At 69.7% G+C, this 25,256-nt stretch carries 20 protein-coding genes; 8 read left to right on the forward strand and 12 right to left on the reverse strand.

The annotated features are described in order from the left end of the window. Positions 1-168: 168 nt before the first annotated feature. Positions 169-624: a cupin domain-containing protein gene (locus RIV14_RS04085; protein ID WP_075373111.1), complete on the reverse strand. Its 456-nt coding sequence runs from the start codon at positions 622-624 to the stop codon at positions 169-171. 319 nt (positions 625-943) lie between these two features. Between RIV14_RS04085 and RIV14_RS04090 the strand changes: the two genes are divergently transcribed. Next, positions 944-1,138: a hypothetical protein gene (locus RIV14_RS04090; protein WP_075373112.1), complete on the forward strand. Its 195-nt coding sequence runs from the start codon at positions 944-946 to the stop codon at positions 1,136-1,138. 167 nt (positions 1,139-1,305) lie between these two features. On the opposite strand, the gene RIV14_RS04095 is transcribed toward RIV14_RS04090, so the two are convergent. After that, positions 1,306-1,698: a VOC family protein gene (locus tag RIV14_RS04095; protein ID WP_075373113.1), complete on the reverse strand. Its 393-nt coding sequence runs from the start codon at positions 1,696-1,698 to the stop codon at positions 1,306-1,308. A 153-nt stretch (positions 1,699-1,851) separates the two neighbouring features. Further along, a complete protein-coding gene (gene purL, locus RIV14_RS04100) occupies positions 1,852-4,212 on the reverse strand; it encodes a phosphoribosylformylglycinamidine synthase subunit PurL (protein WP_075373114.1) in 2,361 nt (786 codons plus the stop codon). 240 nt (positions 4,213-4,452) lie between these two features. Here purL and RIV14_RS04105 point away from each other — a divergent pair, with 240 nt between their 5' ends. Together RIV14_RS04105 and RIV14_RS04110 are read left to right on the forward strand one after the other, a co-directional pair. After that, the gene (locus RIV14_RS04105; protein WP_075373115.1) at positions 4,453-5,865 is read left to right on the forward strand and encodes a glycosyltransferase; all 1,413 of its coding nucleotides are present in this window, start codon (positions 4,453-4,455) and stop codon (positions 5,863-5,865) included. 254 nt (positions 5,866-6,119) lie between these two features. Further along, positions 6,120-6,500: a TfoX/Sxy family protein gene (locus RIV14_RS04110; RefSeq protein WP_075373116.1), complete on the forward strand. Its 381-nt coding sequence runs from the start codon at positions 6,120-6,122 to the stop codon at positions 6,498-6,500. A 589-nt stretch (positions 6,501-7,089) separates the two neighbouring features. On the opposite strand, the gene purQ is transcribed toward RIV14_RS04110, so the two are convergent. From purQ to RIV14_RS04145, 7 genes are all read right to left on the reverse strand, one after another. Then, entirely contained in the window at positions 7,090-7,812 is a 723-nt protein-coding gene (purQ, locus tag RIV14_RS04115) for a phosphoribosylformylglycinamidine synthase subunit PurQ (protein ID WP_070658254.1), read from the reverse strand. Between the two features lie 3 nt (positions 7,813-7,815). After that, entirely contained in the window at positions 7,816-8,070 is a 255-nt protein-coding gene (gene purS, locus RIV14_RS04120; protein ID WP_003787688.1) for a phosphoribosylformylglycinamidine synthase subunit PurS, read from the reverse strand. Positions 8,071-8,159: 89 nt separating this feature from the next. Beyond that, entirely contained in the window at positions 8,160-9,884 is a 1,725-nt protein-coding gene (locus RIV14_RS04125) for a hypothetical protein (RefSeq protein ID WP_075373117.1), read from the reverse strand. Next, complete coding sequence (locus tag RIV14_RS04130) at positions 9,881-10,555, reverse strand: hypothetical protein (protein WP_075373118.1); 675 nt, start codon at positions 10,553-10,555, stop codon at positions 9,881-9,883. The genes RIV14_RS04125 and RIV14_RS04130 overlap by 4 nt, the downstream gene beginning before the upstream one ends. Next, a complete protein-coding gene (locus tag RIV14_RS04135) occupies positions 10,552-11,502 on the reverse strand; it encodes a phosphoribosylaminoimidazolesuccinocarboxamide synthase (protein ID WP_075373119.1) in 951 nt (316 codons plus the stop codon). Before RIV14_RS04135 ends, RIV14_RS04130 begins: the two co-directional genes overlap by 4 nt. A 450-nt stretch (positions 11,503-11,952) precedes the next feature. Beyond that, positions 11,953-13,233, reverse strand: coding sequence for a phosphoribosylamine--glycine ligase (gene purD, locus RIV14_RS04140; RefSeq protein ID WP_075373120.1), 1,281 nt, complete (start codon positions 13,231-13,233; stop codon positions 11,953-11,955). A gap of 137 nt (positions 13,234-13,370) precedes the next feature. Continuing rightward, positions 13,371-14,606 carry a hypothetical protein gene (locus RIV14_RS04145; protein ID WP_075373121.1) on the reverse strand — a complete coding sequence of 412 codons (1,236 nt, stop codon included), beginning with the start codon at positions 14,604-14,606 and terminating at the stop codon, positions 13,371-13,373. A 297-nt stretch (positions 14,607-14,903) separates the two neighbouring features. Here RIV14_RS04145 and RIV14_RS04150 point away from each other — a divergent pair, with 297 nt between their 5' ends. The 4 genes from RIV14_RS04150 to RIV14_RS04165 all read left to right on the forward strand — a co-directional run bounded on the left by RIV14_RS04150 (position 14,904) and on the right by RIV14_RS04165 (position 19,838). Beyond that, complete coding sequence (locus RIV14_RS04150) at positions 14,904-16,253, forward strand: hypothetical protein (RefSeq protein WP_075373122.1); 1,350 nt, start codon at positions 14,904-14,906, stop codon at positions 16,251-16,253. A gap of 106 nt (positions 16,254-16,359) precedes the next feature. Next, the gene (locus RIV14_RS04155) at positions 16,360-18,675 is read left to right on the forward strand and encodes a TerD family protein (protein WP_075373123.1); all 2,316 of its coding nucleotides are present in this window, start codon (positions 16,360-16,362) and stop codon (positions 18,673-18,675) included. Between the two features lie 254 nt (positions 18,676-18,929). Next, entirely contained in the window at positions 18,930-19,151 is a 222-nt protein-coding gene (locus RIV14_RS04160) for a type II toxin-antitoxin system VapB family antitoxin (protein WP_075373124.1), read from the forward strand. Between the two features lie 141 nt (positions 19,152-19,292). Continuing rightward, the gene (locus RIV14_RS04165) at positions 19,293-19,838 is read left to right on the forward strand and encodes a hypothetical protein (protein ID WP_256699337.1); all 546 of its coding nucleotides are present in this window, start codon (positions 19,293-19,295) and stop codon (positions 19,836-19,838) included. On the opposite strand, the gene RIV14_RS04170 is transcribed toward RIV14_RS04165, so the two are convergent. Together RIV14_RS04170 and RIV14_RS04175 are read right to left on the reverse strand one after the other, a co-directional pair. Continuing rightward, entirely contained in the window at positions 19,826-20,926 is a 1,101-nt protein-coding gene (locus tag RIV14_RS04170) for a hypothetical protein (RefSeq protein WP_256699338.1), read from the reverse strand. The two genes, RIV14_RS04165 and RIV14_RS04170, sit on opposite strands and share 13 nt — an antisense overlap. 1,364 nt (positions 20,927-22,290) lie before the next feature. Beyond that, positions 22,291-24,138, reverse strand: coding sequence for a phosphoenolpyruvate carboxykinase (GTP) (locus RIV14_RS04175; RefSeq protein WP_075373127.1), 1,848 nt, complete (start codon positions 24,136-24,138; stop codon positions 22,291-22,293). Between the two features lie 243 nt (positions 24,139-24,381). On the opposite strand from RIV14_RS04175, the gene RIV14_RS04180 reads away from it, so the two are divergent. Continuing rightward, entirely contained in the window at positions 24,382-25,224 is an 843-nt protein-coding gene (locus RIV14_RS04180) for an LppM family (lipo)protein (protein ID WP_081381875.1), read from the forward strand. Positions 25,225-25,256: the final 32 nt, after the last annotated feature.

A 25,256-nucleotide genomic window follows, 5' to 3' on the forward strand; every position in this document is an offset into this window, starting at 1 on the left:
TCCGGGGCTGAGAGGGCGCCACGCCGGGTGCACGACACGCTGAGTCGCCGCCTTCCGCGCCACCGCGCCCAGTTCGGGCGGGCGCGGGAGGGCGCTGCGCTGCCTGCTTCGACCGGCTCGCCCGCGGCTTCGATATCTTCCCGAGATGTCCGGAGAATGATCGGTCACTCAGGGGCGGCTGCCTCCGAGGGCATCGTAGTGGGCGTCATCGACGGGCTGGAGCCACTCGTTGGAGGTGTTCTCGCCGGGCACGCCCAAGGCGATGTGGGAGAACCAGGAGTCGGCCTTCGCACCGTGCCAGTGCTTGATACCGGCACGGGTGAAGATGACGGTGCCCGGTTCGAGGCTGACGGCGTCGTGGCCCTCCTCCTGATACCAGCCCGAGCCGGCAGTGCAGATGAGGACCTGCCCGCCACCGGAGGCGGCGTGGTGGATGTGCCAGTTGTTGCGGCAGCCGGGCTCGAAGGTGACGTTATGAACGCTCACCGCGCACTCGGGATCGGTAACGAGGGTTCTAAGGAAACTCTCACCCGTAAAGTACTGGGCGAACGAAGGCCGTGTTCGCCTCCCCTTGCCGAAGATGTTCTCGGCATTGAAGACGGCCTCGTCGATGGTAGCGGTCATCGAGGCTCCTCCTAAGTCGGTGTTGATGTCGAGCTGGCCGATGGCGTCCGAGATGGCAGGTACTGCCCGAACCGTGCCGGTTAGGGGTGGTCAGTCTCGGTCGACCTCGACGGTAGCGCGGTCCAGGCGCGTCATCCAGGTCCTTCCACCCCTCGGAGTCGGACGACATTGGCGGCACCATCACGGCTCTCTTCGCCAGCCGTCTCCAACCTGAGATGGAATCGCGTCGCGATCCGCCCTCCTTAGGGGGGATAGCGGGTGACGCAGAATCATTCGGCGGCCTGATGTGCCTTCGGCCACGATCGCGCAGGCTGGATTCATGACCGCGATCACGACCTCCCGCCCCACGAGCCAGGGACTCGCCCCCGCCGGTGAGAGCCTCGGGCACCGCTGGCTCAAGAACGTTCTGGCCACCGCTCTTGCCGGCATTCTCTGTCTGGTGCTCATTGGCGTCACACGCACCGTCTCCGCGCTGATCACCGGCGGGGACATCCGCACCGGGGCCGGGCGGTAGGCGAGTCTCTTCGGTTCGTCTCACCACGGCGTCCCTCGTCGTCTCTCCACCGCACCTTCTCCGGTCGCCCCGCCATCTCCGGGCCGGCCACCAACGCTGAGGGCGACGGCAGGCTCAGGCGCGGAGCTGAGGTGCACAGTCCGCAGTCAGAGGCGCACAGCCGGAGGTCAGTTGCCGGTGCCGTGGAAGACGGCCTCAAGGTTGTTGCCGTCGGGGTCGAGGACGAAGGCCCCGTAGTAGCCGGGATGGTAGTGCGGACGCTCGCCGGGACCGCCATTGTCGGTGCCACCCGCCGCCAGAGCCGCCTCATGGAAGGCGTCCACCTGCGCCGTCGACGACGCCGCCACAGCGATATGGCAGGGCGTCGGGTTCTCCGCCGGGGTCAGCCACAGGTCCGCGTGGACCGGGGCGCCCTCCGGCGCGCCGGGCGTCGGCCCACCCAGTCCGGTGACGGGCCCGAACTCCATGACCACGCGGTAGCCCAGCGGCGCAAGCGCCGCCTCGTAGAAGGCTCTCGAGGCCGCCGGATCACTGACATTCACAGAGATGTGATCAATCATCACCTCCAGCCTAGCTGCGCATCTCAGGACACGTAAGGCCCGAGGCACACCCTTCAGACGTCGAGCCGGGCATTTTTCGCGTAGCCCTACGGAATTTCTGTTGTGCTACGCGAGAAATGCCCGGCTCGGCGGCAAGAGGCTAGAGGGGAGGGCTCAGAACAGCGCCGGCAGGACGCCCTCGACGTCGTCCCCCAGCTCGGCCAGGTCCAGGACGAGGGGACGCCCGGCACCGCCGTCGGAGAGCAGGTCGCTGCCGGCCACGACGAGCAGGTCGCCACCGGTGGTCCCCAGGCGCGCCACGGCGACGTCCTCGGCCTCTGCGGCCGCGGTGACGGCGGGCACGAGCTCCTCGCGCACGGCGACGATGGCGCGAGCCCCGGACTCGGAGAACAGGGCGGTGAAGTCGTCCACGCCCTCCTCCTGGATAGCGGTCAGGTCCACGCTGGCGCCGACGCCGCAGCGCAGGCAGGAGTCCACGAGGGTCTGGATGAGGCCGCCGGTCGAGCAGTCATGGGCGGCGCGCACCAGCGACTCGCCGTCGGGCCCCTCCGCCTCGCTCAGGGCCAGCAGGACCCGCCCGAGCGCCATCTCCGCCTCGAGGTCGACGCGCGGGGGCAGTCCGCCGAGGTGGTCGTGGACCACGCGGGACCAGGCCGAGCCGTCGAGCTCGTCGGCGGTGGTGCCCAGGGCCATGATGGCCAGGCCCTCCTCGTGCCAGCCCGAGGGGTTGGCGCGGCGCACGTCGTCCATGACGCCCAGGACGCCGACGACGGGCGTGGGGTTGATTGAGGAGTCGATCTGCCCCTTGACCTTGCCGTGGGAGTTGTAGAGGGAGACGTTGCCGCCGGTGACCGGCACCCCCATGGCGGCGCAGGCGTCGGCCAGGCCGGTGATGGCCTCGACGAGCTGCCACATGGCATCGGGGTCCTCCGGCGAGCCGAAGTTCAGGCAGTCGGTGACGGCCAGGGGCCGGGCGCCCACGGTGCACACGTTGCGGTAGGACTCGGCCAGGGCCTGGGCGGCGCCGGTGGCGGGGTCGAGCTTGGTGAAGCGGCCGTTGGCGTCGGTGGAGATGGCCACGCCGCGGCCGGTGGCCTCATCAACGCGGATGACGCCGGCGTCGTCGGGCTGGCACAGGGCGGTGTCGCCGCGCACGAAACGGTCGTACTGGTTGGTCACCCAGTCGACGGAGGCCTGGTTGGGGCTGGTGACGACGGCGCGCACCTGCTCGGCCAGCTCGGTGGCGGACTCGGGGCGGGCCAGGCGCTCGGTGGTGTCGGCGTTGAGCGCGTCCTGCCAGGCGGGGCGGGCGTAGGGGCGCTCGTAGGTGGGGCCCTCGTGGGCCACGGTGCGCGGGTCGACGTCGACGATCCGCTCCCCGAAGTGGTCGATGGTCAGGCGGCCCGAGCCGTTGACCTCCCCGATGACGGCGGCCTCGACGTCCCACTTGTCGATGACGGCCATGAACTCCTCGAGCTTGTCGGGCGCGACGACGGCCATCATGCGCTCCTGAGACTCGCTCATGAGGATCTCCCCGGCGGTCAGGGTGGGGTCGCGCAGGAGCACCTTCTCCAGGTCCACGTGCATGCCGCCGTCACCGTTGGAGGCCAGCTCGGAGGTGGCGCAGGAGATGCCGGCGGCGCCCAGGTCCTGGATGCCGAGCACGAGCCCGGCACCGAACAGGTCCAGGCAGCACTCGATGAGGACCTTCTCCATGAAGGGGTCGCCCACCTGGACGCTGGGGCGCTTGGCGGGCATGCCGTCCTCGAAGGACTCCGAGGCCAGGATGGAGGCCCCGCCGATGCCGTCCCCGCCGGTGCGGGCCCCGAAGAGCACCACCTTGTTGCCGGCGCCGGTGGCGTTGGCCAGGTGGATGTCCTCGTGGCGCAGCACGCCAACACAGAGCGCGTTGACCAGCGGGTTCTCCTGGTAGGAGGAGTCGAACTCGGTCTCGCCGCCGATGTTGGGCAGGCCCAGGGAGTTGCCGTAGGTGCCTACGCCGGCCACGACGCCGTGGACGACGCGCGCGGTGTCGGGGTGGTCGACGGCGCCGAAGCGCAGCTGGTCCATGACGGCCACGGGCCGCGCCCCCATGGAGATGATGTCACGCACGATGCCGCCCACACCGGTGGCGGCCCCCTGATAGGGCTCGACATAGCTGGGGTGGTTGTGGGACTCGACCTTGTAGGTCACGGCCCAGCCGTCGCCGATGTCGACGACGCCGGCGTTCTCACCCATGCCGACCAGGAGGTGCTCGCGCATCTCAGGGGTGGTCTTGGCGCCGAACTGGCGCAGGTGGATCTTGGAGGACTTGTAGGAGCAGTGCTCGGACCACATGACCGAGTACATGGCCAGCTCGGCGTTGGTGGGGCGGCGCCCCAGCAGCCCGCGGATGGACTCGTACTCGTCGGCCTTGAGGCCCAGCTCCTTCCAGGGCATCTCCCGCTCGGGCGTCGCGGCGGCGTCGGCGACGGTGTCGGGGTGGGCGGCTGGGATCACAGGCTCGGACGCCATGGGGGCTCCTGGTTGAAGAGGGAGTGCGGCCGAGCCAAGCCTACCCGCGCCCCCGCAGCACCTCACACCACGACCCTCGCGGGATCGCACTCCACACACCCTCCGCTCCCGCCGAGAACACCGCGTTCGCCCGATCAGGGCGCTGCGGAAGCCCGCCAGAAGAATGCCGAAACGGCAACAAGACGCCACGCCCACACTCAAAGTGCTGCGCCTCACAGGATTTCGGGGGAAGATCATGGCATGAGAGACATCGACGTCGCCCCGCTGCCCCTGTCGCACTTGGAGAGCCACCTGGACGAGGTAGCCATCAAACGACTGCACACGAGCTTGACGGGCGCCGAGGCCCTGCTGGAGGGGCACACCGTGTGGACGGTCACGCCGTCGGCCGCCGCCGGCTCGGGACCGGCGGAGACGGTCGCGCCCCTCGTGGGCTACTCCCTGGGAGCCGGCCTTAACGTGCGCTGGCTGACTCTGGATGCCCCTGAGGAGTTCACCCGGATCGCGACGCGCCTACACGCCGGCATCCACGGGGACCACGGCGACGGCGGCAAGCTCGGGGACAAGCAGCGCGACATCTACGAGCACGTCCTGGCCTCCAACGCGGAGAACATCGTCGAGGAGGTTCGCCCCGACGACATCGTCATCCTTCACGACCCGCCCACTGCGGGCCTGGCCAAGGCCCTCAAGGCGGCGGGCGCCACCGTCATCTGGCGCTGCCACGCCGGGGCCGAGGGCGCGGGCGAGGCCGCTGACTACGCCTGGGCCTTCCTGGACCGATACCTGGAGGACGTGGACCTCGTCATCGTCTCCCGCCCCGAGTACCGCCCGCCCTATATCGAGGCCGAGCGCTGCGCGGTCCTGGTCCCCTCCATCGACGCCGACTCTCCCAAGAACCGGGTCCTGGACCTGGACGAGGCCTGGTCGGTGGCGCGCCTGTCGGGGATCTTCGCCGGCGAGCCGCCCTTCGAGGCCGTGCCCTTCATGCGTTATGACGGACGCGCCGACGCCTTCCGCGGCCTGCCCGAGGACCCGGTCCTGGCCGGCGATCCTGTGCCGCTGGGCGCCCGGGTCATCACCCAGGTCAACCGCTGGGACCGCCTCAAGGGCGGCCTGGAGCTGGTGGAGGCCTTTGCCGATAACATCGCCGCGTTGCCCGAGGACGCCCATCTGCTGCTGGTCGGCCCGACCCCGGACGGGCCCGAGTCGCAGGCCACCCTCACCCAGATCGTGGAGCGCTGCTCGGTGCTGCCGGAATCGGTTGCCTCACGGATCCACGTGGCCGCGGTGAGCATGGAGGACCGTGAGGTCAACGCCACCGTCGTCAACGCCGTCCAGCGAGTCAGCTCGGTGGTCACCCAGCGCTCCCTCATCGAGGCCTTCGGGCTGACCGTGGCCGAGGCGATGTGGAAGAAGGCCCCGGTGGTCGCCTCCGCGGTAGGCGGCATCCGCGATCAGATCGACGACGGCGTCGACGGCGTCCTGGTTGACCCGGCTGACGGCGTCGCCTGGGCCGAGGCCGTGCGCGACCTGCTGCTCTTCCCCGAGCGGGCACAGGAGATGGGGCTGGCCGCCCACGAGTCCGTGCGCCGGGAGTTCCTGTCCAACCGGCACCTGCAGGACCTCCTGCAGATCCTGGCCGACCTGATGGGCTGACGAGCCGACGAAAGACGCCTGGCGGGGTGTCGGTGTCCATGGGGCTGCTCCTCATGCGACGCGTGGACGACCCCGTGTCGCCGAGGAGGAGTCGGCCGCGTAGGCCGTCGTCGCGTTCGCACCTTATGCCTCGTGTTCGGGGGTTCAGGGTACGAACTCGCGACCTACCCTACGAACGCGCGGGCTACCCTACGAACGCGCGGCGATCGACGTCGATATGACGCTGCGGGCACAGGCTGACGGGAGACGACGCCATGGCCGCCATGACACCTGAACAGCACCACCTCGTTCAGCGCGTCCGCGCGCTGGTCGACGACGAACCGGACGTGCGCGAGATCCCCATGTTCGGAGGCCGGGCGATCATGGTCAACGACAAGATGATCGTCAGCGCCGGGAAGACCGGGGACCTCCTGGTGCGTGTCGCCGCCGACCGTCACGAGACGCTCCTGGGCGAGCCGGGCGCCGAGCAGGCCCAGATGGGAGCCGGGCGAGACATGGGGCTCGGCTGGATCACCGTCGCCCCCGAGGCGATCGCCGACGACGACCGCCTCGCCTTCTGGATCGATGTCGCCATGCGCCACAACCGCACCGTCACCGGCGGGCAATCGGTAGGCAAGAAATCCCGGAGGGCATGAGGCCCTCAAGGACCGCCGTCAGGCCTCTTGGGGCCCAACCCAACGAGCACATCTGGCGGCACCTCCGCGACCAGTGAGTGGCTGACAGCAGCGCGTTGGCGAGCCGGCCCAGGGGGCTTCATCACACCCTGAGCGGAGTTATCCACAGGTCGTGTCCACAGGCTTGTGCAGGGGTGTGTGGGTTCGTGGAATGTCGCCACTCCCCCTGTGCACAAGACCCGTTCGAGACCTCCAACCCGGGTGAGCGATCATGCTGGAGGCTTCCCACAAACACTCCCGCACACCTTGGGGCATCATCGCTATAGACAGAGTTTTGGCTGGAAAGACAGGGAAACTAGCCGATCAGTCGGGTCCTGTCCCCGGGATTCCAACAGCCACGACCCCGGCGACGGCGACAGCACATTCTTCATTGTCGTGCAACTCGAACAAGACCGCTCCGAGGAGGTCCGGGCAAGGAGTCACCCCGCCCTCTCCACAGTTCCACACAGGCCCGACACGGATCTGTGGATAACTCGGAGGAGCGGGGTGTTCTGGTTCTCGCCCCCTGATAACCGTCAGAAGCGGCGTTGCCGGAGCGAGCCCGGCGGCCTCAGACAGACAGCAGCGAGTCGATGGCGGAGCGGAAGACTCCCAGGCCGTCGGTCCCGGTGCGCGGGCCGGCCTGTGAGCCAGGGCCGAAACCGGGCTCCACGGCGTGCTCGGGGTGGGGCATGAGCCCGACGACGTTACCGCGCTCGTTGCGCACGCCGGCGATGTCGCGGGCCGAGCCGTTGGGGTTGCCCACGTAGCGGAAGACGACGAGTCCCTCCCCCTCGAGGCGGTCGAGCTCCTCGGGGGAGGCGATGAAGTTACCCTCACCGTTCTTCATGGGGACGACGATCTCCTCCCCCTCCGCGTACCGGTTGGTCCAGGCGGTCTGCGTGTTCTCCACGCGCAGGCGCTGCTCGACGCAGATGAAGCGCTGGTTCGCGTTGCGCAGGAGGGCGCCGGGCAGGAGGTGGGCCTCAGCGAGGATCTGGAAGCCGTTGCAGATGCCGAGGACCGGCATGCCGCGCTCGGCGGCGGCCACGACCTCCTCCATGACGGGGGCGAAGCGGGCGATGGCGCCGCAGCGCAGGTAGTCGCCGTAGGAGAAACCTCCGGGCACGACGACGGCATCGACCCCGCGCAGGTCGGCGTCCTTGTGCCACAGGCTCACCGCCTCGGCCCCGGCCAGGCGCACGGCGCGGGCGGCGTCGACGTCGTCGAGGGTCCCGGGGAAGGTGATGACGCCAATACGGGCGGCGGGGGAGCTGCTGGGCGACTCGCTCACGGCTCAGGCCTCCTCGTCGGCGGCGACGGAGACGACGTCCTCGATGATCGGGTTGGACAGGAGGGTGTCGGCGGCCTCGCGGGCGGCGGCCAGGTGCTCCTCGGTGACGGGACCGTCCACGGTCAGCTCGAAGCGGCGGCCCTGACGCACACCGGTGAACTGCTCGAAGCCAAGGCGGGGAAGGCTTCCGACCACCGCCTTGCCCTGGGGGTCAAGAATCTCGGGCTTGGGCATGACCTCGACGACGATGCGTCCCATGGGTGCTCCTCGGATAAGGCGGGATGAGTGCGCAGCCCAAGACTACCCGCATGCAGCCCGAGGCAGTGACCTGGCGGGCCCGCGCGGGCTCAGACCTGGCCGAGCCACTCGCCGGCCAGCCGGATCGCCAGGACTCCGCCCAGGGTCAGGGCGGCGGTGGCGATGAGCCAGGCGGAGCCCAGGATGAGGGCGACGACGGCGCAGACCACGGCGCTGGCGAGCATGAACCCGCCTACGGCGCCGGCGACACCGGCGGGGGCGTGGATGGACTGGTCGACGGTGGAGGTCCCCATAACCGGCGTGGGGCCCGAGTCCACGGTGGGGGCTGTCTCGTCGCCGCGCTCGGAGGTGCCCAGCAGGAGCGGTCCGCGAGCGCGGGCCACCAGCCGGGCGGGGTCGTGGACCTTGACGGACCCGGTGGTCAGACCGGCGGCGGCATCGAGCACGCCGGGCTTCCAGCGCTCGGCCTCGCGGCGCACCGGGGTGCCTCCGGCCCAGGCGAGGTAGCCGGCGGCGGCCACCAGCCCGGCCCCGCCGAGGACCGCGACGAGCCACGGCGGGATCCACGGGTGGCCGGCTTCGGCGTTGCGGGCCAGGTTCATGGCCGAGGCGGTGGCCAGGACCAGCCCCAGCAGGGCGAAGGCCACGCCGGCCAGGCGCTGGCGGCGCACGGCTGCCGGCCACGGGGAGCGGGTCCGGGCGCTGGAGCTCTTGGCTCGTCCGCGCCCCACGCCCCAGTCGGTGCCCGAGGAGGGGCGGCGGGAGCCGCGCCCCTTGGCGGGGCCGCGTCCCACACCCCAGTCGGTGCCTCCTTGGGCCTGGATCTCCTCGGCGTCCAGGGCGTTGGTGGCTGCTTCCCAGGCGCTGGACTCGGCCAGGATGCCGGCGTCGTCCTCCTCGCCCTCGGGCGGCTGGGCCGCTGGGCTCGTGGGCGCAGCGGGAGCAGTGGACGCAGCACTGGGGCGCGTCTGGTAGCCGCGGCCGCGGGCGGAGGGGGCTCCCTCGCCGGGGGCTTGGGCGGCCGGCGCTACCGGCGCTGCGGTCGCGGCCGGCGCTGCGGTCGCCGGTGGCGGTGCGGAGGCCACAGAAGCCGTTGAGGCGCCGCTGGGCACGGCCTCGGGCCTGCCCTGGGAGATGGTGAAGACGCGGGTGGTGGCGGCTCCTGTCTGGGGCGCGCTTCCCGGTCCCTCGACGGCGGTGGGGCGCACGACGGGCCGTGGTGAGCGACCGTCGGCGCTGACGGCGGCCCGCTCCTGCTGGGGGGTCGGGGAGCCGGGGGCGCCGGCGGTACTGCCGGCGCTGGCGGGGAGCGGGTCCGGGGCGCCCGTCGGGTCGGGCTCACCGTGGTCCCCGGGGGTGTCGGAGGGGGCGCTGTCAACGTGCAGGGTGGCCGGGGATGCGGGCGAGCCGGCGGACCGGGTGGAGTCGGCCCAGCCGGCGTCGTCGTCGGACACGTCGGCCAGGTCAATGGCGATGGCGGCGTCGACGGCGTCAGCGGTTCCTGAGGCGATGGCCTGGGCCGCGGCCGAGCGCAGGTCCTCCTCCGTCATGACCGCCGCGTCACCCGTGCCGCCCGCCTCGCGGGCGCCGGCGGAGCCGTCGACCGAGCCGGCGGCGGAGGCCGCGGAGCCTCCCGAGGCGGACGAGGCAGCCGGGCCGGTGGGGGCGGGGTTGTTGCCGGAGCGGACGACCTCAAGCAGGCCACTGCCGCCGGGCCGGGCGGAGGCGCTCTTCGGTCGTGGGGTCCGTTTGGGCATGATGCCCCAGTTGACGGGCCCCTGCTCGTTGTCGGGACGTCGGTCACGAGGGGTCATGAGATCACCTGTCCCAGGATGGAGGCGAGCCCCAGGGCCACGAGCACGAAGCCGGTGGCGCCGAGCAGGAGCTGGCCGACACGGATGAGGGTCTCGCCGGTGGAGGTCCCGGCCAGGCGCTCGTCGGCCGCACGCCCGAATGACGTCGCGGCCAGTGCGGTGGTGACGGGGCCCGAGACCACGTCGAGGGTGGTCAGCTCACGCCGACCTGTCGACTCAGGCACGAGCACCTTGGTTCCCGGAACGGTGAGCGTTGCCAGATCAGTGCCGGGCAGGCGTGCGCCGTCGGCCCCCGGGCCCCGCTGCGAGGACGGGGAGCCCTTGGCCCCCTTGCCGCTTCCCCCCTTCTTGGAGGACTCGCTGAGCTGCCGGGCCTGGGCCGCGCGGACCCGGTTGCGCTCCAGGCGCAGGCGGGGGGCGTTGACCACCAGGGAGCGTGCGGAGAGCCTTAAGGAGGCGAGCATGCCCAGCCCCACCAGGACCAGGGCGATACCGCCCAGGATGCGGGAGGTCTCGTCCGCCCCGAGGGCGGAGGTGATGGCGGCCGACAGCGCCAGCACGATCGTCAGGACGATGAGGCCGACCAGGACGTAGAAGCCCGGCCCCGGTTTGAAGGCGCGGGCGGCGGTCCCGGTATCGGGGAGGTCCGACGTGGGTGAGGTCGTGGTCATGACAGCTCCAGGGGGTGGCCGGTCAGCCGCTCGTAGGCCTCGAGGTAGCGGGCTCGGGTCCGTTCGACGACGTCGTCGGGCAGGGCGGGGGGCTCCTGGCCGCCGTCCCGGTCCCAGCCGGAGGCCGGGGAGGTGAGCCAGTCGCGCACGTACTGCTTGTCGAAGGAGGGGGTGACCCGGCCGGGCTCCCAGGCGTCAGCGGGCCAGAAACGGGAGGAGTCGGGGGTGAGGACCTCATCTCCCAGGATCAGCTCGCCGTCGGCGTCGGTGCCGAGCTCGAACTTGGTGTCGGCCAAGATGATGCCGCGGTCCCGGGCGATCTCGGCGGCCCGGGAGTAGAGGGCCAACGTGGTCTCGCGCAGGGCGGTGGCGGGCCCCTTCCCCACCATCTGGATGACGCGCTCGAAGGTGACGTTCTCGTCGTGCTCCCCGAGCTCGGCCTTGGCGGCGGGGGTGAAGATCGGCTCGGGCAGGCGGGAGGCCTCGGTCAGTCCCTCGGGCAGGGCGACGCCGCACACGGAGCGGCCCTGGCGGTACTCGACCAGGCCGGAGCCGGTGAGGTAGCCGCGGGCCACGCACTCCACCGGGTACATCTCCAGCCGCCGGCAGATCATGGCGCGTCCGGCGACCTGGGCGGGGACGTCGAGGGAGACGAGGTGGCTCGGGACGACGTCGGCGAGCCGCTCGAACCACCAGGCGCTCAGGGCGGTGAGGACCTTGCCCTTGTCCGGGATCGGGGTGGCCAGGATGTGGTCGTAGGCGCTGATGCGGTCCGAGGCGACCACGAGGAGCACGTCCTGCCCGCCCCACGGGCCGTCGGAGGTGGGGGCGTAGACGTCCCGGACCTTGCCGCTGGAGCGGTGCGCCCACCCGGGGACGGCGGGGGGCCGGGAGCCGGCTGCTGAGGCACTGGGACCAACTGAGGCGGAGCTCGCGGACTGAGTCATACCCCCATCCTGCCATCGGCGGGCACCCTGTGTCCGATTCCGGGCCACTGCGTCGCCCGCAGGGCTCACCACTGGGCGCCCGCCTGCTTGCCGCGCCATGACGCCCATTCATCCGGGTCGGCCCGTCGGTGGGAGCCGGGGCGCGACCGGAGCAAATCCCACCGACGGGATGGGAACGGGACTCTCCTCCCACCCCTTCCGAGCAGCCAGGCAGTGGACTGATGTGGGTCAACACCGGTGCCGGAATCCGCCCCTCACCATCCGGCGAAGGGTCGCAGTACTCCCTCAGGAAAGAGACGGGCGGTGTGCGTTTGGTCTCGGAAGAAGTGCGTGCGTCACGCGCGTCGCCCCCGCGGCCGGGTCTGGCGGCGCGGCCTTCCGGAGGGTTCAGCGCACGGCGAGACGCGCGCCGTGGTCGCGACGGTCAGGAGGCTCTACTCAGCTACTCAGTTACTCGGCCCCGTCGGCACGGCCGGCACTGGCCGCCCGTGCGATGTCGGTGCGGTACTGGGCCCCCTCGAGGTTGATGCGCTCGACGGCCTCGTAGGCGCGTTCCCGCGCCGCCTCGACGCTCGCTCCCAGGGCGACGACGGACAGGACCCTCCCGCCGATGGCCACCAGCTCCCCACGTTCGGTGGTGCCGGTGCCGGCGTGCAGCACGTGGACGTCGTCGAGCTCCTCGGCGGCCTCGATCCCGGTGATGGTGCCGCCGGTGGTGACGGTTCCGGGGTAGCCGGGGGCGGCGATGACGACGTCGACGGCGCACTGCTCGGACCAGGTGGGCTCGGGGACCTCGGCGAGGCGGCCAGTGGCGGCGGCGTGGAGGAGCTCGGGCAGGGATGAGGTCAGGCGGGCCAGGACGGCCTGGGTCTCGGGGTCGCCGAATCGGACGTTGAACTCGACGACGCGCAGGCCACGGCTGGTCAGGGCCAGGCCGCAGTAGAGCAGGCCGATGAAGGTGGTGCCGCGGCGGGCCATCTCGTCGACGACAGGTTGGGCGATCTCGCGCACCACCTGCTCGACCAGGTCGGCCGGCGCCCAGGACAGGGGCGAGTAGGCGCCCATGCCGCCGGTGTTGGGGCCGGCGTCGTCGTTGAGGAGCCGCTTGAAGTCCTGGGCGGGGGCCAGGGGGCGGACGGTGGCTCCGTCGCACACGCAGAACACGGAGGCCTCGGGGCCGTCCAGGTAGTCCTCGACGACGACGCGACCGCTGCCGCGGGTCAGGCAGGCATGCCCATGGGCCAGGGCGACGGGGCGCTCGTCGGTGACGACGACGCCCTTGCCGGCGGCCAGGCCATCCTCCTTGACAACGTAGGGGGCCCCGAAACGGTCCAGGGCGGCGGTCAGCTCGGCCTCGGTGGTGCACACGGCGGCCTCGGCGGTGGGGACACCCGCGGCGGTCATGATCTCCTTGGCGAAGGCCTTCGAGCCCTCCAGGCGGGCGGCCTCGGCACCGGGGCCGAAGCAGGGGATCCCGGCCTCGCGCACGGCGTCGGCGACACCGGCTACCAGGGGCGCCTCGGGGCCGACGACGACGAGGTCGGCCTTCATCTGCGTGGCCAGGGCCACGACCTCCTCGGGGACACTGGGGTCGATGTTGAGGTTCGTGGCGATGGCCGAGGTGCCGGGGTTTCCGGGGGCGACGAGGAGCTCAGTGGTCTGCGGATCACGGGTGAGGGCGCGGGCCAGGGCGTGCTCGCGCGCGCCGGAGCCGAGGAGCAGGATCTTCACGGCCTCAGCCTAGTTGATGGAGGCCATAACCACGCCCGGAACTGCGGGGACTGTACGTTCGGCAGGGCATATATGTCCGGCGGTGAGGACTGGTGGAGCGGTCTCCTCGGATCGGCTGCGCCTCAATCCCGGATCGATCAGTTCTCCAGGACGTAGCGCGGGAGTGCGTCGAGGTAGGGACCGAGGTCGTCCTTGAAGGTCGGGGAGGTGATGATGTCCGGCCATGGCAGAGGCACGCGGTTGAGCTGGTGGTCGATGAACTCGACGACGTTCTGCGTCTGCCGGACGATGACGGCGAGGTTGTCGAGGTTGACGACATGGGCCTGCCCGATGCACTCGTTCCTCATCCTGCCCTCAGCGTCACACGTCCGCAGGTAGAACCCCTCGGCGATGAGATGGTCGGTCAGGTGAACGGAGTGCTGGAGGCTCGAGCCGCTGTCATCCGCCGGGGGCGCATCGGCCCACAGGAGGCTGTTGGCATCGTTGGGCAGCCACGGTTCCCTGACGTCGATGCACCCGGTATCGAGGAGGTCCGCAGTGTCGTCTCGCAGGGGGATGTGGAGGCGGTTCACCAGATCCTCGCCGGCGGGGCATGACCGTCGGTTGAGCAGCTGCTCCAGGACGCGGTGTCGGCAGGCCCTGGCGGCTTCCTCATCGGCGAGGCAGAAGATGACGACGTCAAGGTTTCCCAGCGGGATCGGCTCCCGGTGCACCCGAGAGCGGTGGCCGAGGTCGGCCAGAGCGTTCCCGATCCTCAGGCTGAGGGAGTCCACCTCGGCGCGTCCCCGCATCCCTGCGGGGACGGCCACGGAGACGATGACGCCGTCCCGGTCACAAGGCACCAGGGTGGGCTGCCTGCAGGCCTCGAGGAGTCGCCGCGCCGGAGCGACGCCGTAGGACGGTTGTCCACTCCACCCGGTGCCGACGGCGCGCGGGTCGTCGGTAACGAAGGTGTGGCGGACCCGGCAGGCTGCGGGTGCCACATGGGCCAGGAGAGCGTCGGCGACGTCGAGGTTCCGCGGTCCCCGAATGCGCAGGTCGCCCAGCGTCAGCGCATTGGCGCCGGTGTAGGCAGCCAGGTCCTGAGGCCAGACCGGCCTGGGAGTGGGCGCCGGTTCGGCCGGTACCGTCAGGCCCGGTGCGGCGAGGAGCTCGCCGAGTCGGTCCCAGGCTGCCAGGACAGCTCGGCTCCGCCCCTCGATCATGACGGTGGTTGAGATGGTCCCCACGTCCACTGAGACCAGGGGCGGGGGAGACTGGGCGTCCCTGACGTTGATGGAGCGTTGAAGATCCGCTTTCAGCGCCGCCGAAAGCAGAGCCAGCGTGCCGATCCGCGACGGCCCCTCGTCGACGAGGCCGTAGTCGAGGGTCATACCGAGCCTCAGGTGATCGGGACCTTGCGGGCCTGGGTTCAGGATCCTCCAGTCATGTCCCGCATGGGTCACCCACTCGCTGCTATCCAATGCTTCCCCTACTCTGCCCACTGGTTCTCGCAGAAGTCCGACGCATGAGTCCAGTGGGCGTCGAATGTGGTCAGCCTAGATGCTTGGGCCACTGCTCAGAAGCCCAGGGCCAGGCACTTTCCATGGGGAGACCGGCCCTGATGAATCCGCGAGATGACGCATATGCTGGGGTGAGTCGTTCGGCAGGGCAACAGACGGAGGACAGACGTGAACAGCACCGCGAGCCCCGAGGTGGAGATGTCCAACCGCGTGGCCTCGCTGATGGGCACCACCCTGACCGAGGCGGACGTGCACCGCTTCCTGCTCGACGCCGCCGACATCCTGGGCACCGAGTCCTTCGCCGTCTACGGCCCGGACCTCTTCTTCCGCTGGCGGGTCGGGGAGCGGGTCGTCGAGATCGAGCCGGACTATCGCCCGCTGAGAGACGAGTACGAGCTGACTGTCAACTCCTACAACCCCACCTACCCCATCGATACCGACGAGTTTCAGAGCTTCAAGTGGGGCGAGGCCGAGGACTATCCATACTTATGGACGGTAGAACTTGGACGGGAGCCGGTCAGTGACTGGGGCCCCGGAGAGGCCTACGTCGTCAACTGGGAGATGTTCGAGGAGACCACGGCGAAGACTCTCGGCGGCCTTCCCGACAACCTGGCTCTCATGCCGCCACAGTGGCGCCGCCCCTTCACCCTTCGCTGGGACATGGGCGCCGCGGGCCTGGGGCTCGTCTCCTTCACCGGCACGGTCGAGGGCCTCACGGTCACCGTCGAGTCCACCGGGGAAGAGGTCCTCATCCCCCGCAACCTCCTCGGCAGCGAACGAAGCCAGATCAGTATGCGCGACGTCGTCGCCGGCCTGGCCGGTGGGCGCCCCCTCATGGACATCCGCTTCGCCGGCTCCGAGGGCTTCGGCGACTATGGTCTCATCGCCGCCAGCCCCAGCGGAGACGAGAACGATATGGAAAGGGACGATATCGAGTTCCTCCTGGAGGATCGGGGGAAGGACTCGCCCAGGCCCGCAATGACGATGGATGAGCTTCGCAGGCTGGCCGCCTCCACGCCCGCCCCCACCGGTCCCGACCGGCCACCGGTGAACTGGCAGGTCGTACCGATGCGAATCGGACTGTCCATCCCCCAGATCCTCTCCGTCGTCGAGCAGGTCCTCGACGGCGCCGCCATCACGAGCGTCCTCAAGCGGCTCGGCGGCCGCCCGGGCATCAGGTTGGACCGCCCCATTCTGCGCGGAGACGGCTGGCTCGCGGAGAAATCGCGATTCTCCGACACCTGGGGCATCGAGGTGGTCACTAAGCCTGAGGGGGATGAGGAGGAGCGGCTGCGCTTCGACGACCGCCACGTGGCCGACTACACCTGGCGAATCGCCCAGGCCCTGGAACAGCGCTATGGGTTCCCCTACGGGATACGCACCACGAACGACGGGTTCCTCATGCGCCTGTTCCAGGTCGGGGACCACGGAGTCGAGGTGACCAGCGGATTCAGCAAGGTTGAGGTTGAGATCGACTCCTTCCGGACACTGCTGGAGAACTCGTACGGACGCTACTGAGTCACCCAGCCGCCTCCCACCCCCAGTGCGAGGAGCGATGCTCCGGTAGGCTCAAGCCGCTTTCGGGGAGAGGAGTCCCTGGAGGGCGATGTGTCAGGAGGCCCGGGTGGAAGTCGATCAGTCCCCTGCCAGGAGGGCGCTCGCGGCTGGAGCCGGCACGCCGGCTGCCCCTGCCCCCGGTGCTGAGGCCGCCGCGGAGCTCAATGCGGTGACGATCCGCAGGCTCGGGGCCGTCTATCTCCCGCCGACCGCCGGCGGGCCGGCGCCGTCGCGCTCCGCTTCAACGCAGGGTGCGGAGCCCGCGCCGCAGCGGGGCAGCGACGCAGGTGTCGACACGGCCCTGACCACGCTGCGCGCTCTGGGCTACCGGCTCTCCGCCCCCGCCCGGGAGGCCCTCACCCGCCCCGAGCAGGCCTGGGCGCTGGTCAATGCCGCCGCCCGCCTCACCTCCGGCTCCCCGACCGCCGACTACCGGCCCTTCTACCCCGACTTCCCCGTCCAGGTGCGCAGCGCCTCCGAGGCCACGCTGCTGGTCAATGCCGCCCTGCACTACCTGGGCGACGTCGTCGGGGCCCGGATCCTGCCGGACTACCGGCCCGGCCCCCGCGAGCCCCTGCCGAGAGACGACGGCGCCCTCACCGAGCTGGGCCTGGCCACGGCGCAGGACCTGGAGCGGATCGTGGCCGACCTCGCCGCCCAGGCGACCCCCTTCAGCGCCCAGGACCGCGCGGACCTGATGGCCCTGCGCGACTTCGGCCCCGAGCGGGCACCGCACGTGGCGGTCAAGGAGAACCTCGCCGTCCTCACGGTCACCTTCCCCGGCCTGGACTTCTCCGCCTCCTACCGCACCGTCACCGACGTGCTGCGCCTGGCGGTCGCCCTGGCGGGCGGTGATGTCTCCCTGGCCGAGCCGTGCCGGTTCCCCTCCTTCTCCCGCGCCCAGCGGCGTCGGCTGCTGGGTCTGCTCGACGCCGTCGGGCAGGTCCAGGACGTCCGGGACTGCGCCGAGGAGATGGCTCGGCGCTGCGAGCGGTGGAAGCGCCTGGCCCGTCACCTGCGCCCCGGCGACTACGCCCGCCGCTTCCCGCGAGCCGCCGCGCTACTGCACCAGGTCGCCTCCGGGGGCGCTGAAGCGGGTTTCACCTCCCGCCTGGAAGAGGCTCTGGCGCGCCGCGACGTCGAGGGAGCCCTTCGCCTGCTGGCCACCCGCCCCGGGGTCTTCGCCCGCCGACTCAACCAGCTGCTGCGGCTGTGCGCCGATGACGCCGCCCGCGAGCGCGTGGTCGCCGAGTTCGCCCGGGTCGCGCCCGAGGTCTCTCTTCCGGTCCTGGTGCGCCTGTGGGAGTACTTCTCCTCCCCCGGGCCAGACACCCTGCCGTGGCGGGTCGTTGCCATCAAGGCGGCCGCGGGCACCAAGACGACGCTCATCCCCTCCACCCGCCGCCCCGGCCCCGTCGACGCGGAGGTGGTTCGCGTCGTCGAGGAGGCCCTGAGCCGGCGGGCGCACCTGGGGCGGATCGCCGTCGACCAGGGGCTTTATGAGGGTTACACGGCCCCGCTGGGTCTGCGCTCGGCCTCGCCGGGCCTGCGCACGGCGGGGCGCGGCACCCGACTGCCGCTGCCCGAGGGCGAGACGATCCGCTTCTTCCTGCACTGGCGCGACCTGCCCGAGGCCCCACCCGAGGCCTCGAGGCCTGCCGGTCCTCCTGCCGCCGAGGACAGCGGAGGGACCCGCGTGGACCTGGACCTGTCGGCCTTCTTCGTCTCCGAGGACTTCACACGCACCGAGCAGATCGCCTACTACAACCTGCGCTCGACGGCGGCCGTACACTCCGGCGACCTCACCTCGGCGCCCGACGGGGCGGCCGAGTTCATCGACGTCACCCTGGCCGAGGCGCTGCACCAGGGGTGGCGCTACGTCGTCATGACGGTCCATTCCTTCTCCCACCACCGGCTCAGCGAGGTGCCCGAGTGCTGGGCGGGGGCGATGGCCCGCGGCGCGGACCCGCAGAGCGGGGAGGTCTTCGAGGCCTCCACCGTCATGCAGCGCCTCGACCTGGTCTCTCCCACGTTCAACGCGACGCCTTTCGTCATTGACCTCGCCGAGCGCCGCCTCATCTGGTGGGACCTGCCCGTAGGGGTGGGTGAGCACCAGGTGGCGAACCTGGATCGCAGCAGCAACCGGGTCCTGGCGCACCTGCTCGACCTGCTGGAGGGGCGGCGCATGCCGTTGGCGCACCTGCTGGGGCTCCTGGCCGACGTCGTCGTTAAGGACCCCGATGAGGCCGAGCTGGTCTTCGGTGAGGGTGGGATTCTGCCGTGGCAGACCGAGCGGATCCTGGCGCTGCTGGGCCCCGCGGAGGTCACGGCGGAGGCGGCCTCCGACGCGGACGGGGACGCCGAGGGCCGGCAGGCGGAGTAACCTGAGCCGTGTCCGGCCATGAGGGTGCTTCCTTCTGCCTTCACATTTCTCCCAGCGCCTTCGCTTCCCGGACGCAGCCGGGCGGGCCCACCGGTGGCCCCGCCCGACTAGTGCGTAAAGATCAGAACGTGGTGAGCAGGAAGCGCGCACCGTGCGGGTTCGGCCGCCCTGGTCGCGACGGCGGGGCTGGTCATCCCATCCGAACCGCTCTAGAACTTGCATCACCTAATGACGATTCTGGTGCAGGAGGTATCGTGCGAACCACCGTGACACTCAGTGATGACCTCATTGCCAGCGCTCAGGAGCTCACGGGCATCACTGAGCGCACCGAGCTGCTGCGGGCCGGCCTGGAGACCTTGGTCAGGGTGGAGAGCGCGCGTCGCCTTGCGGCTCTCGGCGGCTCTGATCGGAAGGCGAGCGCCGCTCCGCGCTGCCGAAGAGTGCGGAGTCTCCTTCGTCGAGGGCCCAACGGCTGAGGGACGGAAATAGGCCGCTTCGCAGAAAACCTGACTTGCTACGCTACAACGGCAGTTGAAGCACAGCCAGAAAACGGACCGATGTCGACTCCCCAGAATCAGCCCCCGTATCAGCCGCCATACCAGCCCCCGTATCAGGCTGTGCCCCCTTACGGGCAGCAGCGTCCCCGCCAGACGCACGTCGGAAAGCTGGTCATGGCGATCATCCTGTTCGTCATCGGCCCAGTGATGGGGCTGTTCATCGGGGGCATCGGGTCGGCCATCGTCGCCGCCAGCATCGCCACCAGTGGTGACGTCATCACTAACGGACAGCAGGTCAGCCTGAGCAGCAATGACGAGCGCGCCCTGTACGTATCGAACGCCGCCACCGTCAACAGCTGCACCGTTGTTTCCCCTGACGGCAAGGAGGTCCCCACCTCCCGTAGCGGCGGGACGCATGTCTCCAACAACGACGGCGATTTCAGCTCGGTTCTCACATTCAAAGCCGACAAGGCGGGAGACTACCGGGTCTCATGCGAAGGCCTGGATGACACCGACGCGATCCTCGTAGGCCCCACCTTCACGTTCAGCAAGTTCACGGTGCCCCTCATCGCCGGCCTGGCCGCCGGGGCGATCTGCTGGATCCTTGCCATCTTCCTGCTGATCTGGCGCCACCGGGCCCTGGCCGCCCAGAGTCAAGCGGGCTGACCCCGATGAGGGACCGCTAAACCGATCCCGCGTTCGAGGATCTCTCGCTCCTCCTGCATGCCCACATTCGCGAGGGAAACATAACGACCAGTCTCCCCGGTGGCGCCATGGGCGACCCCCCAGAGCCAGATCGCCTCACACCTGGCGACCAGCTGCTCCTGCCTGCGCTGAAAGCTTCCCCATGTGACACCGGCGCCATCCAGGGCCAGGTGCCTCCCGTTGCCGTGGACGACGAAGATCCGGTCTCCAGCGACGAACAGACCGGAGCGGGACTGCGGCCAGACGCACGAACGTCTTCCGACGCGAATCCCCTGTTCGTCCACGGTAACCCGCTGGAAGCACTCGGAGATCTTGTAGAGCGGATACGCCATGGTGACCGGTCCGAGCAGAAGACAGAACACTGCGAAGGCGATATCCGAACCGCTGAGCGGCTTTGTCTCAAAGAACAGCTGCTGACCACCCATCACCATGAACAGCACCCCCATGCCGATGAGGAAGAGCCCACCGTTGCACAGGTGCTCCTTGACTCTGCGCCAGAGCGGAGTGCAGAACACCAGGCGGCTGCGCTGCACCATCTTCTCCGCCCCGTGCCTGCCGCGGGCCGCCACGAGATGAGGGTCCTCACTGACGGCAGCATCCTCCGAGACACTCCACCCCCGCGCGAAGATGTAGTACTGCAAGTCCCCCACAGCCGCAGAAGCGCGGTCCTCCGAGCTCCCCCACGTCATCCCGATGACGCACCCGGGAAGCCGGATGGCATCGTCGTCGTCGCCGTTCTCGATCGCGATCCGAGTCCGCTCAATGAATCCGCCGCGCGCCGAGTCCTCAGCCAGATTGAGCGTCGACAGCGTGAACCTCGAGGCCACCGACGCCCAGGGACGATGCTCGGTGAACAGCAGGCGTCGCATGGCGATGCCGTCCTTGCTCAGCACCGTCTGACGCCGCAGGGTATTGATCGCCCAGACCACCGGAATGCCGAACAAGATTACCCAGATCATGGCGTCCTTGACTTCATAGTCGGTGATGTAGGGGCTCATCAGCGGCAGAGCGTTGTAGATCATGCCGGGCACCCCCACCACGAGCGCCACCAGCGCACAGCAGCGGATCATCACCGAGCGTCGCAGGAGCAGTCGCCCATCAGCCGTCTCCGTCGCCCACCACCGCATCGACTTCCCCAGCGTCTCATCGAACAGGTCCCCCCGACCGCCGCCGAGGTCGTTGTCCTGCCATTTCATGATCCGTACCTTCCACGCTGCTGCAGGTCGCCGGCACGATGGGAAAGCGATCCAAGTTCCCACCATCGGCCCTTCGTCACTGTAGTAGCGGCCGCGGCGCCGAGTCGCGTTCCCCGATGGGCACCGGTCACCATCCCGTCTGTGACGTCGCCCCGCGTGGACGCGCCATGGGGTTCGAGGACTGCCCCGGTGCTCATGTGTTGTCTCATGACTTCTGGGAGTTTCGAATGTCTTGGCATCTCAAGACGCTGGTGGGGTGGGCCGACCGTGTGCGGGAGCCACTGCTCGCTTCTCTGGTGGGGCCGGCCCGGCTGCTCGCAGCTGCTCGGGTGCCTGCTGGCGTCGTTTGGGCGCACTGCACGAGGGTGGGGTGCTACTGGATGAGGGTTGGGGGTACTGCGGGTGGGTGGGGCCTTCGTGCAGTACGCACAACCTGTGGTCAGTGGATCCCGACCCTCGTGGAGTAGGCCGACTCGGGGCAGGAGCGGGGCGGAGCCGGCTCGGTGCGGGCGGGGTCGGCGTCGGACCATGGCCTCCGGGCCTTCGCGCGGGCGCCGGATAGAGCTCGATGTTTGAGGTCATGACGTTGGTGACGTGTGATGGGCCCCCGGGTGGCGGGGGCTGGGTGCCAGTGGAAACCTTCGGCGCCATTACCGCGGTGATGGGCCCCAGGTGGCGGGGCTGGGCGAGGCAGACGACGCAGGGTCGGAGGCAGCTGTGGCGGTGGCTCCACACCGCCACAGCGCCGGGCTCTACCACCAAGACCCCGGACTCACTCCCGCGCGGCCCGGTGTCCACAGCGCTGACATCAACGAGCCAGCCGCCAAAGACCCCGTGGGGATCGTTGGAATCCTACGGTTCTTCTTCGGCGCGCGACGCCGGTGCGCCTGTGATGTCAGCACCATGGACACCGACAAGCCGTCAGACCTCTTCCCTCGGCTTATCGTCGCCCCCAGGACAGTCACCCTGCCCCGGCGTCCCGCCCGAGCGAGCGTCTCATAAGCCATGACGCTCACATGTCCCACACATGAGGAGCCAACACACGCCCCGGCTCTCAGCTCTCGAGCCTGAGAGTGCGTTCTCGACGTCGACACGGCGCGCAGCGGCCATCGAACCGGCGGTGAGGGCGGCAGCAACAGCAACGAGCGGGGGCTCCGACCGGCGAACCGGTCGGAGCCCCCGCCTCAGTCCTCCCCAGGGAAGGACCTCAGTGGCGATCAGGCCTTCTTGGCCTCGTCAATGCGCGCACGGAACTTGGCGAGCTGCTCCTTGATGGCCTCGGGCAGCTTGTCACCGAACTGCTTGTAGTACTCCTCGGTGTCGTCCATCTCGGCGGCCCAGGCCTCGGGGTCGATGTCGTACATCTTGGCCCACTCCTCCTCGCCCAGATCGAGGCCCTCGAGGTTGAAGTCCTCGAACTTGGGGTAGCGGCCGGTGACGCCGTCGACGGCCTCGACCTCGCCGGCGGCGCGGCGCACGATCCAGTCGAGTACGCGGGAGTTGTCGCCGTAGCCGGGCCAGATGAACTTGCCGTTCTCGTCCTTGCGGAACCAGTTGACCTGGTAGACCTTGGGGAACTTGTCGCCCAGCTTCTCCTGCATCTCCAGCCAGTGCGACCAGTAGTCGGCCATGTGGTAGCCGCAGAAGGGCAGCATGGCCATGGGGTCGTGACGCAGGGAGCCGACCTTGGCGTCCAGGGCGGCGGCGGTGACCTCGGAGGCCACGGCGGAGCCGATGAACACGCCGTGGGCGTTCTCGTACTGCTCAGCGACCAGCGGCACGTTGGTGGCGCGGCGACCGCCGAAGAGGATGGCGTCGATGGCCACGCCCTCGGGGGCCTCCCAGTCGGGGCAGATGATCGGGCACTGCGAGGCCGGGGTGGTGAAGCGGCTGTTGGGGTGGGCGGCCTTCTTGCCCTCGGCGGCGTCGGCCGGGGTGAAGTCGTTGCCCTGCCAGTCGATGAGGTGCTCCGGCATCGGGGCGTCGATGCCCTCCCACCACACGTCACCGTCGTCGGTCAGGGCGACGTTGGTGAAGATGGTGTTGGCCTTCATGGTGTCCATGGCCATGGGGTTAGTGTCGTAGGAGGTGCCGGGGGCGACGCCGAAGAAGCCTGCCTCGGGGTTGATGGCGCGCAGGCGGCCGTCGGGGCCGGGGCGCATCCAGGCGATGTCGTCACCGACGGTCTCGACCTTGTAGCCCGGGATGGTGGGCTGGAGCATGGCGAGGTTGGTCTTGCCGCAGGCGCTCGGGAAGGCGGCGGTGACGTGGTACTGCTTGCCGCTCTTCTCGTCGGTCAGACGCAGGATGAGCATGTGCTCGGCCATCCAGCCGTCGCGGCGGGCCATGGTCGAGGCGATGCGCAGCGCGTAGCACTTCTTGCCCAGCAGGGCGTTGCCGCCGTAGCCGGAGCCGAAGGACCAGATCTCGTTGGTCTCCGGGAAGTGGGTGATGTACTTCTCGTCGTTACAGGGCCAGGTGGTGTCCTTCTCGTGCTCGGCCAGCGGTGCACCGACGGAGTGGACGGCCGGGACCCAGGGGCGGCCCTCATTGATGAGGTCCATGGCGGCTGCACCCATGCGGGTCATGATCCGCATGTTGACCACCACGTAGGGGGAGTCGGTGATCTCGATGCCGAGCTGGGAGATGGGGCCACCCAGGGGGCCCATGGAGAAGGGGATCACGTAGAGGGTCCGGCCGCGCATGGCGCCGTCGAACTTCTCGTTGAGGATCTTCTTCATCTCGGCCGGGTCGTACCAGTTGTTGGTCGGGCCGGCGTCCTCCTCCTTCTCGGAGCAGATGAAGGTCCTGGACTCCACACGGGCGACGTCGCTGGGCAGGGAGCGCGCGAGGAAGGAGTTGGGGCGCTTGTCGGGGTTGAGGCGCGTGAACACGCCGGACTCCACCATCTCGGTGGTGAGGCGGTCCCACTCCTCCTGTGAACCGTCCGTGAAGTAGACGTTCTCGGGCTTGGCCAGCTCGGCGATGCGCGTGACGAATTCGATGACATCCTCAGGGGCGTTAGCCGGCGCGGCGGCGCGAACGTCCTTCTCAGACACAGTCATGCGAGTCCCTTCCTTGGGTATGTTGATCCGGTGAGCGCGCCGTTGCCGGTTCGCTCGGTCGAGGGCCATCCTCCCCTACCTGGCGCCTCAGGTCACATCGCCGAAGGTCCCAACTCGACCTTTCTCCCCGGCTGGACCAGCATGTGATCGGCCACATTCGGGAGGATGGCGGCTTTTGCCGCCTTTGAAATGGCGGCGTTCCGCCCTCAGTGAAGGTCCAGTGCGAGCGTGTAGCGTGCCCGCATGCCCGTCGCGCCGTCCTCCGCGTCCAGTTCCACGAGCTCCTTGCCGCACGCCCTGCCCCGCCCGCCGGCACCCCGGGACCTTCGACCGGCCGTGGTGGCAACCGTCGCCTGTCTGACGCTGTCGGCCTGCACCGCCCACATGGACATGACCATCAGCTCCCAGGGCAGATACGACGTCGCCCTGGAGATGCGCGACACGACCGGAACCGTCTTCCCGAAGGGAAAGGCCCCCGACTGCTCGGCCTACTCCGACCCCACCGCTCTGGGCGTGCCCGCGGGCACCACGGTCAAGGCCGAGCCCATCACCGGCGACGACGGACTCGGCTGCCAGGTCACCATCAGCGGCGTCAAGGTCCCCCAGGCCTCCCAGGCCGAACCGAACACAATCGTCGTTCGCGACGGCGAGGTCTACAAGGTGACGATCCAGCCCTTCCCCTCCGACCCCTCCCAGGACGCCAACGGGCCCGGTGACGCGCAGGGGGGCGCACCGCAGGCCTCTGCTGCGCCGTCGGACGGCCCGGGCGGAGCCCAGCCGACCAACGCGTCCTTCAAGGGCATCGTCGACACCAAGGTCTCCGTCACCTTTCCTGGCGCGGTGACGCAGTCCGGCGGGGGGAAGGTCTCGGGGACCACGGTCACCTGGGACGATCCGGACACGGTGGCCAAAGGCGTGAGCGCCTCGGGCTACGCCCAGGACTCTCAGGGCGTATCGTGGTGGAGTCGCTCCCGCATCTGGCTGACCGCGGGGCTGGCCCTGCTCGGCGGTATCCTGGCTGTGGCCGTCCTCCGACGGCGCAGCAACGGTCGCGCACCCCGCAAGGCAGCGCAAGGGTGGCGCTGAGCATTCCAACTGTTCCGCGTAGACACGGCACC

Source organism: Actinomyces acetigenes (assembly GCF_031296635.1).
Classification (GTDB): domain Bacteria; phylum Actinomycetota; class Actinomycetes; order Actinomycetales; family Actinomycetaceae; genus Actinomyces; species Actinomyces acetigenes.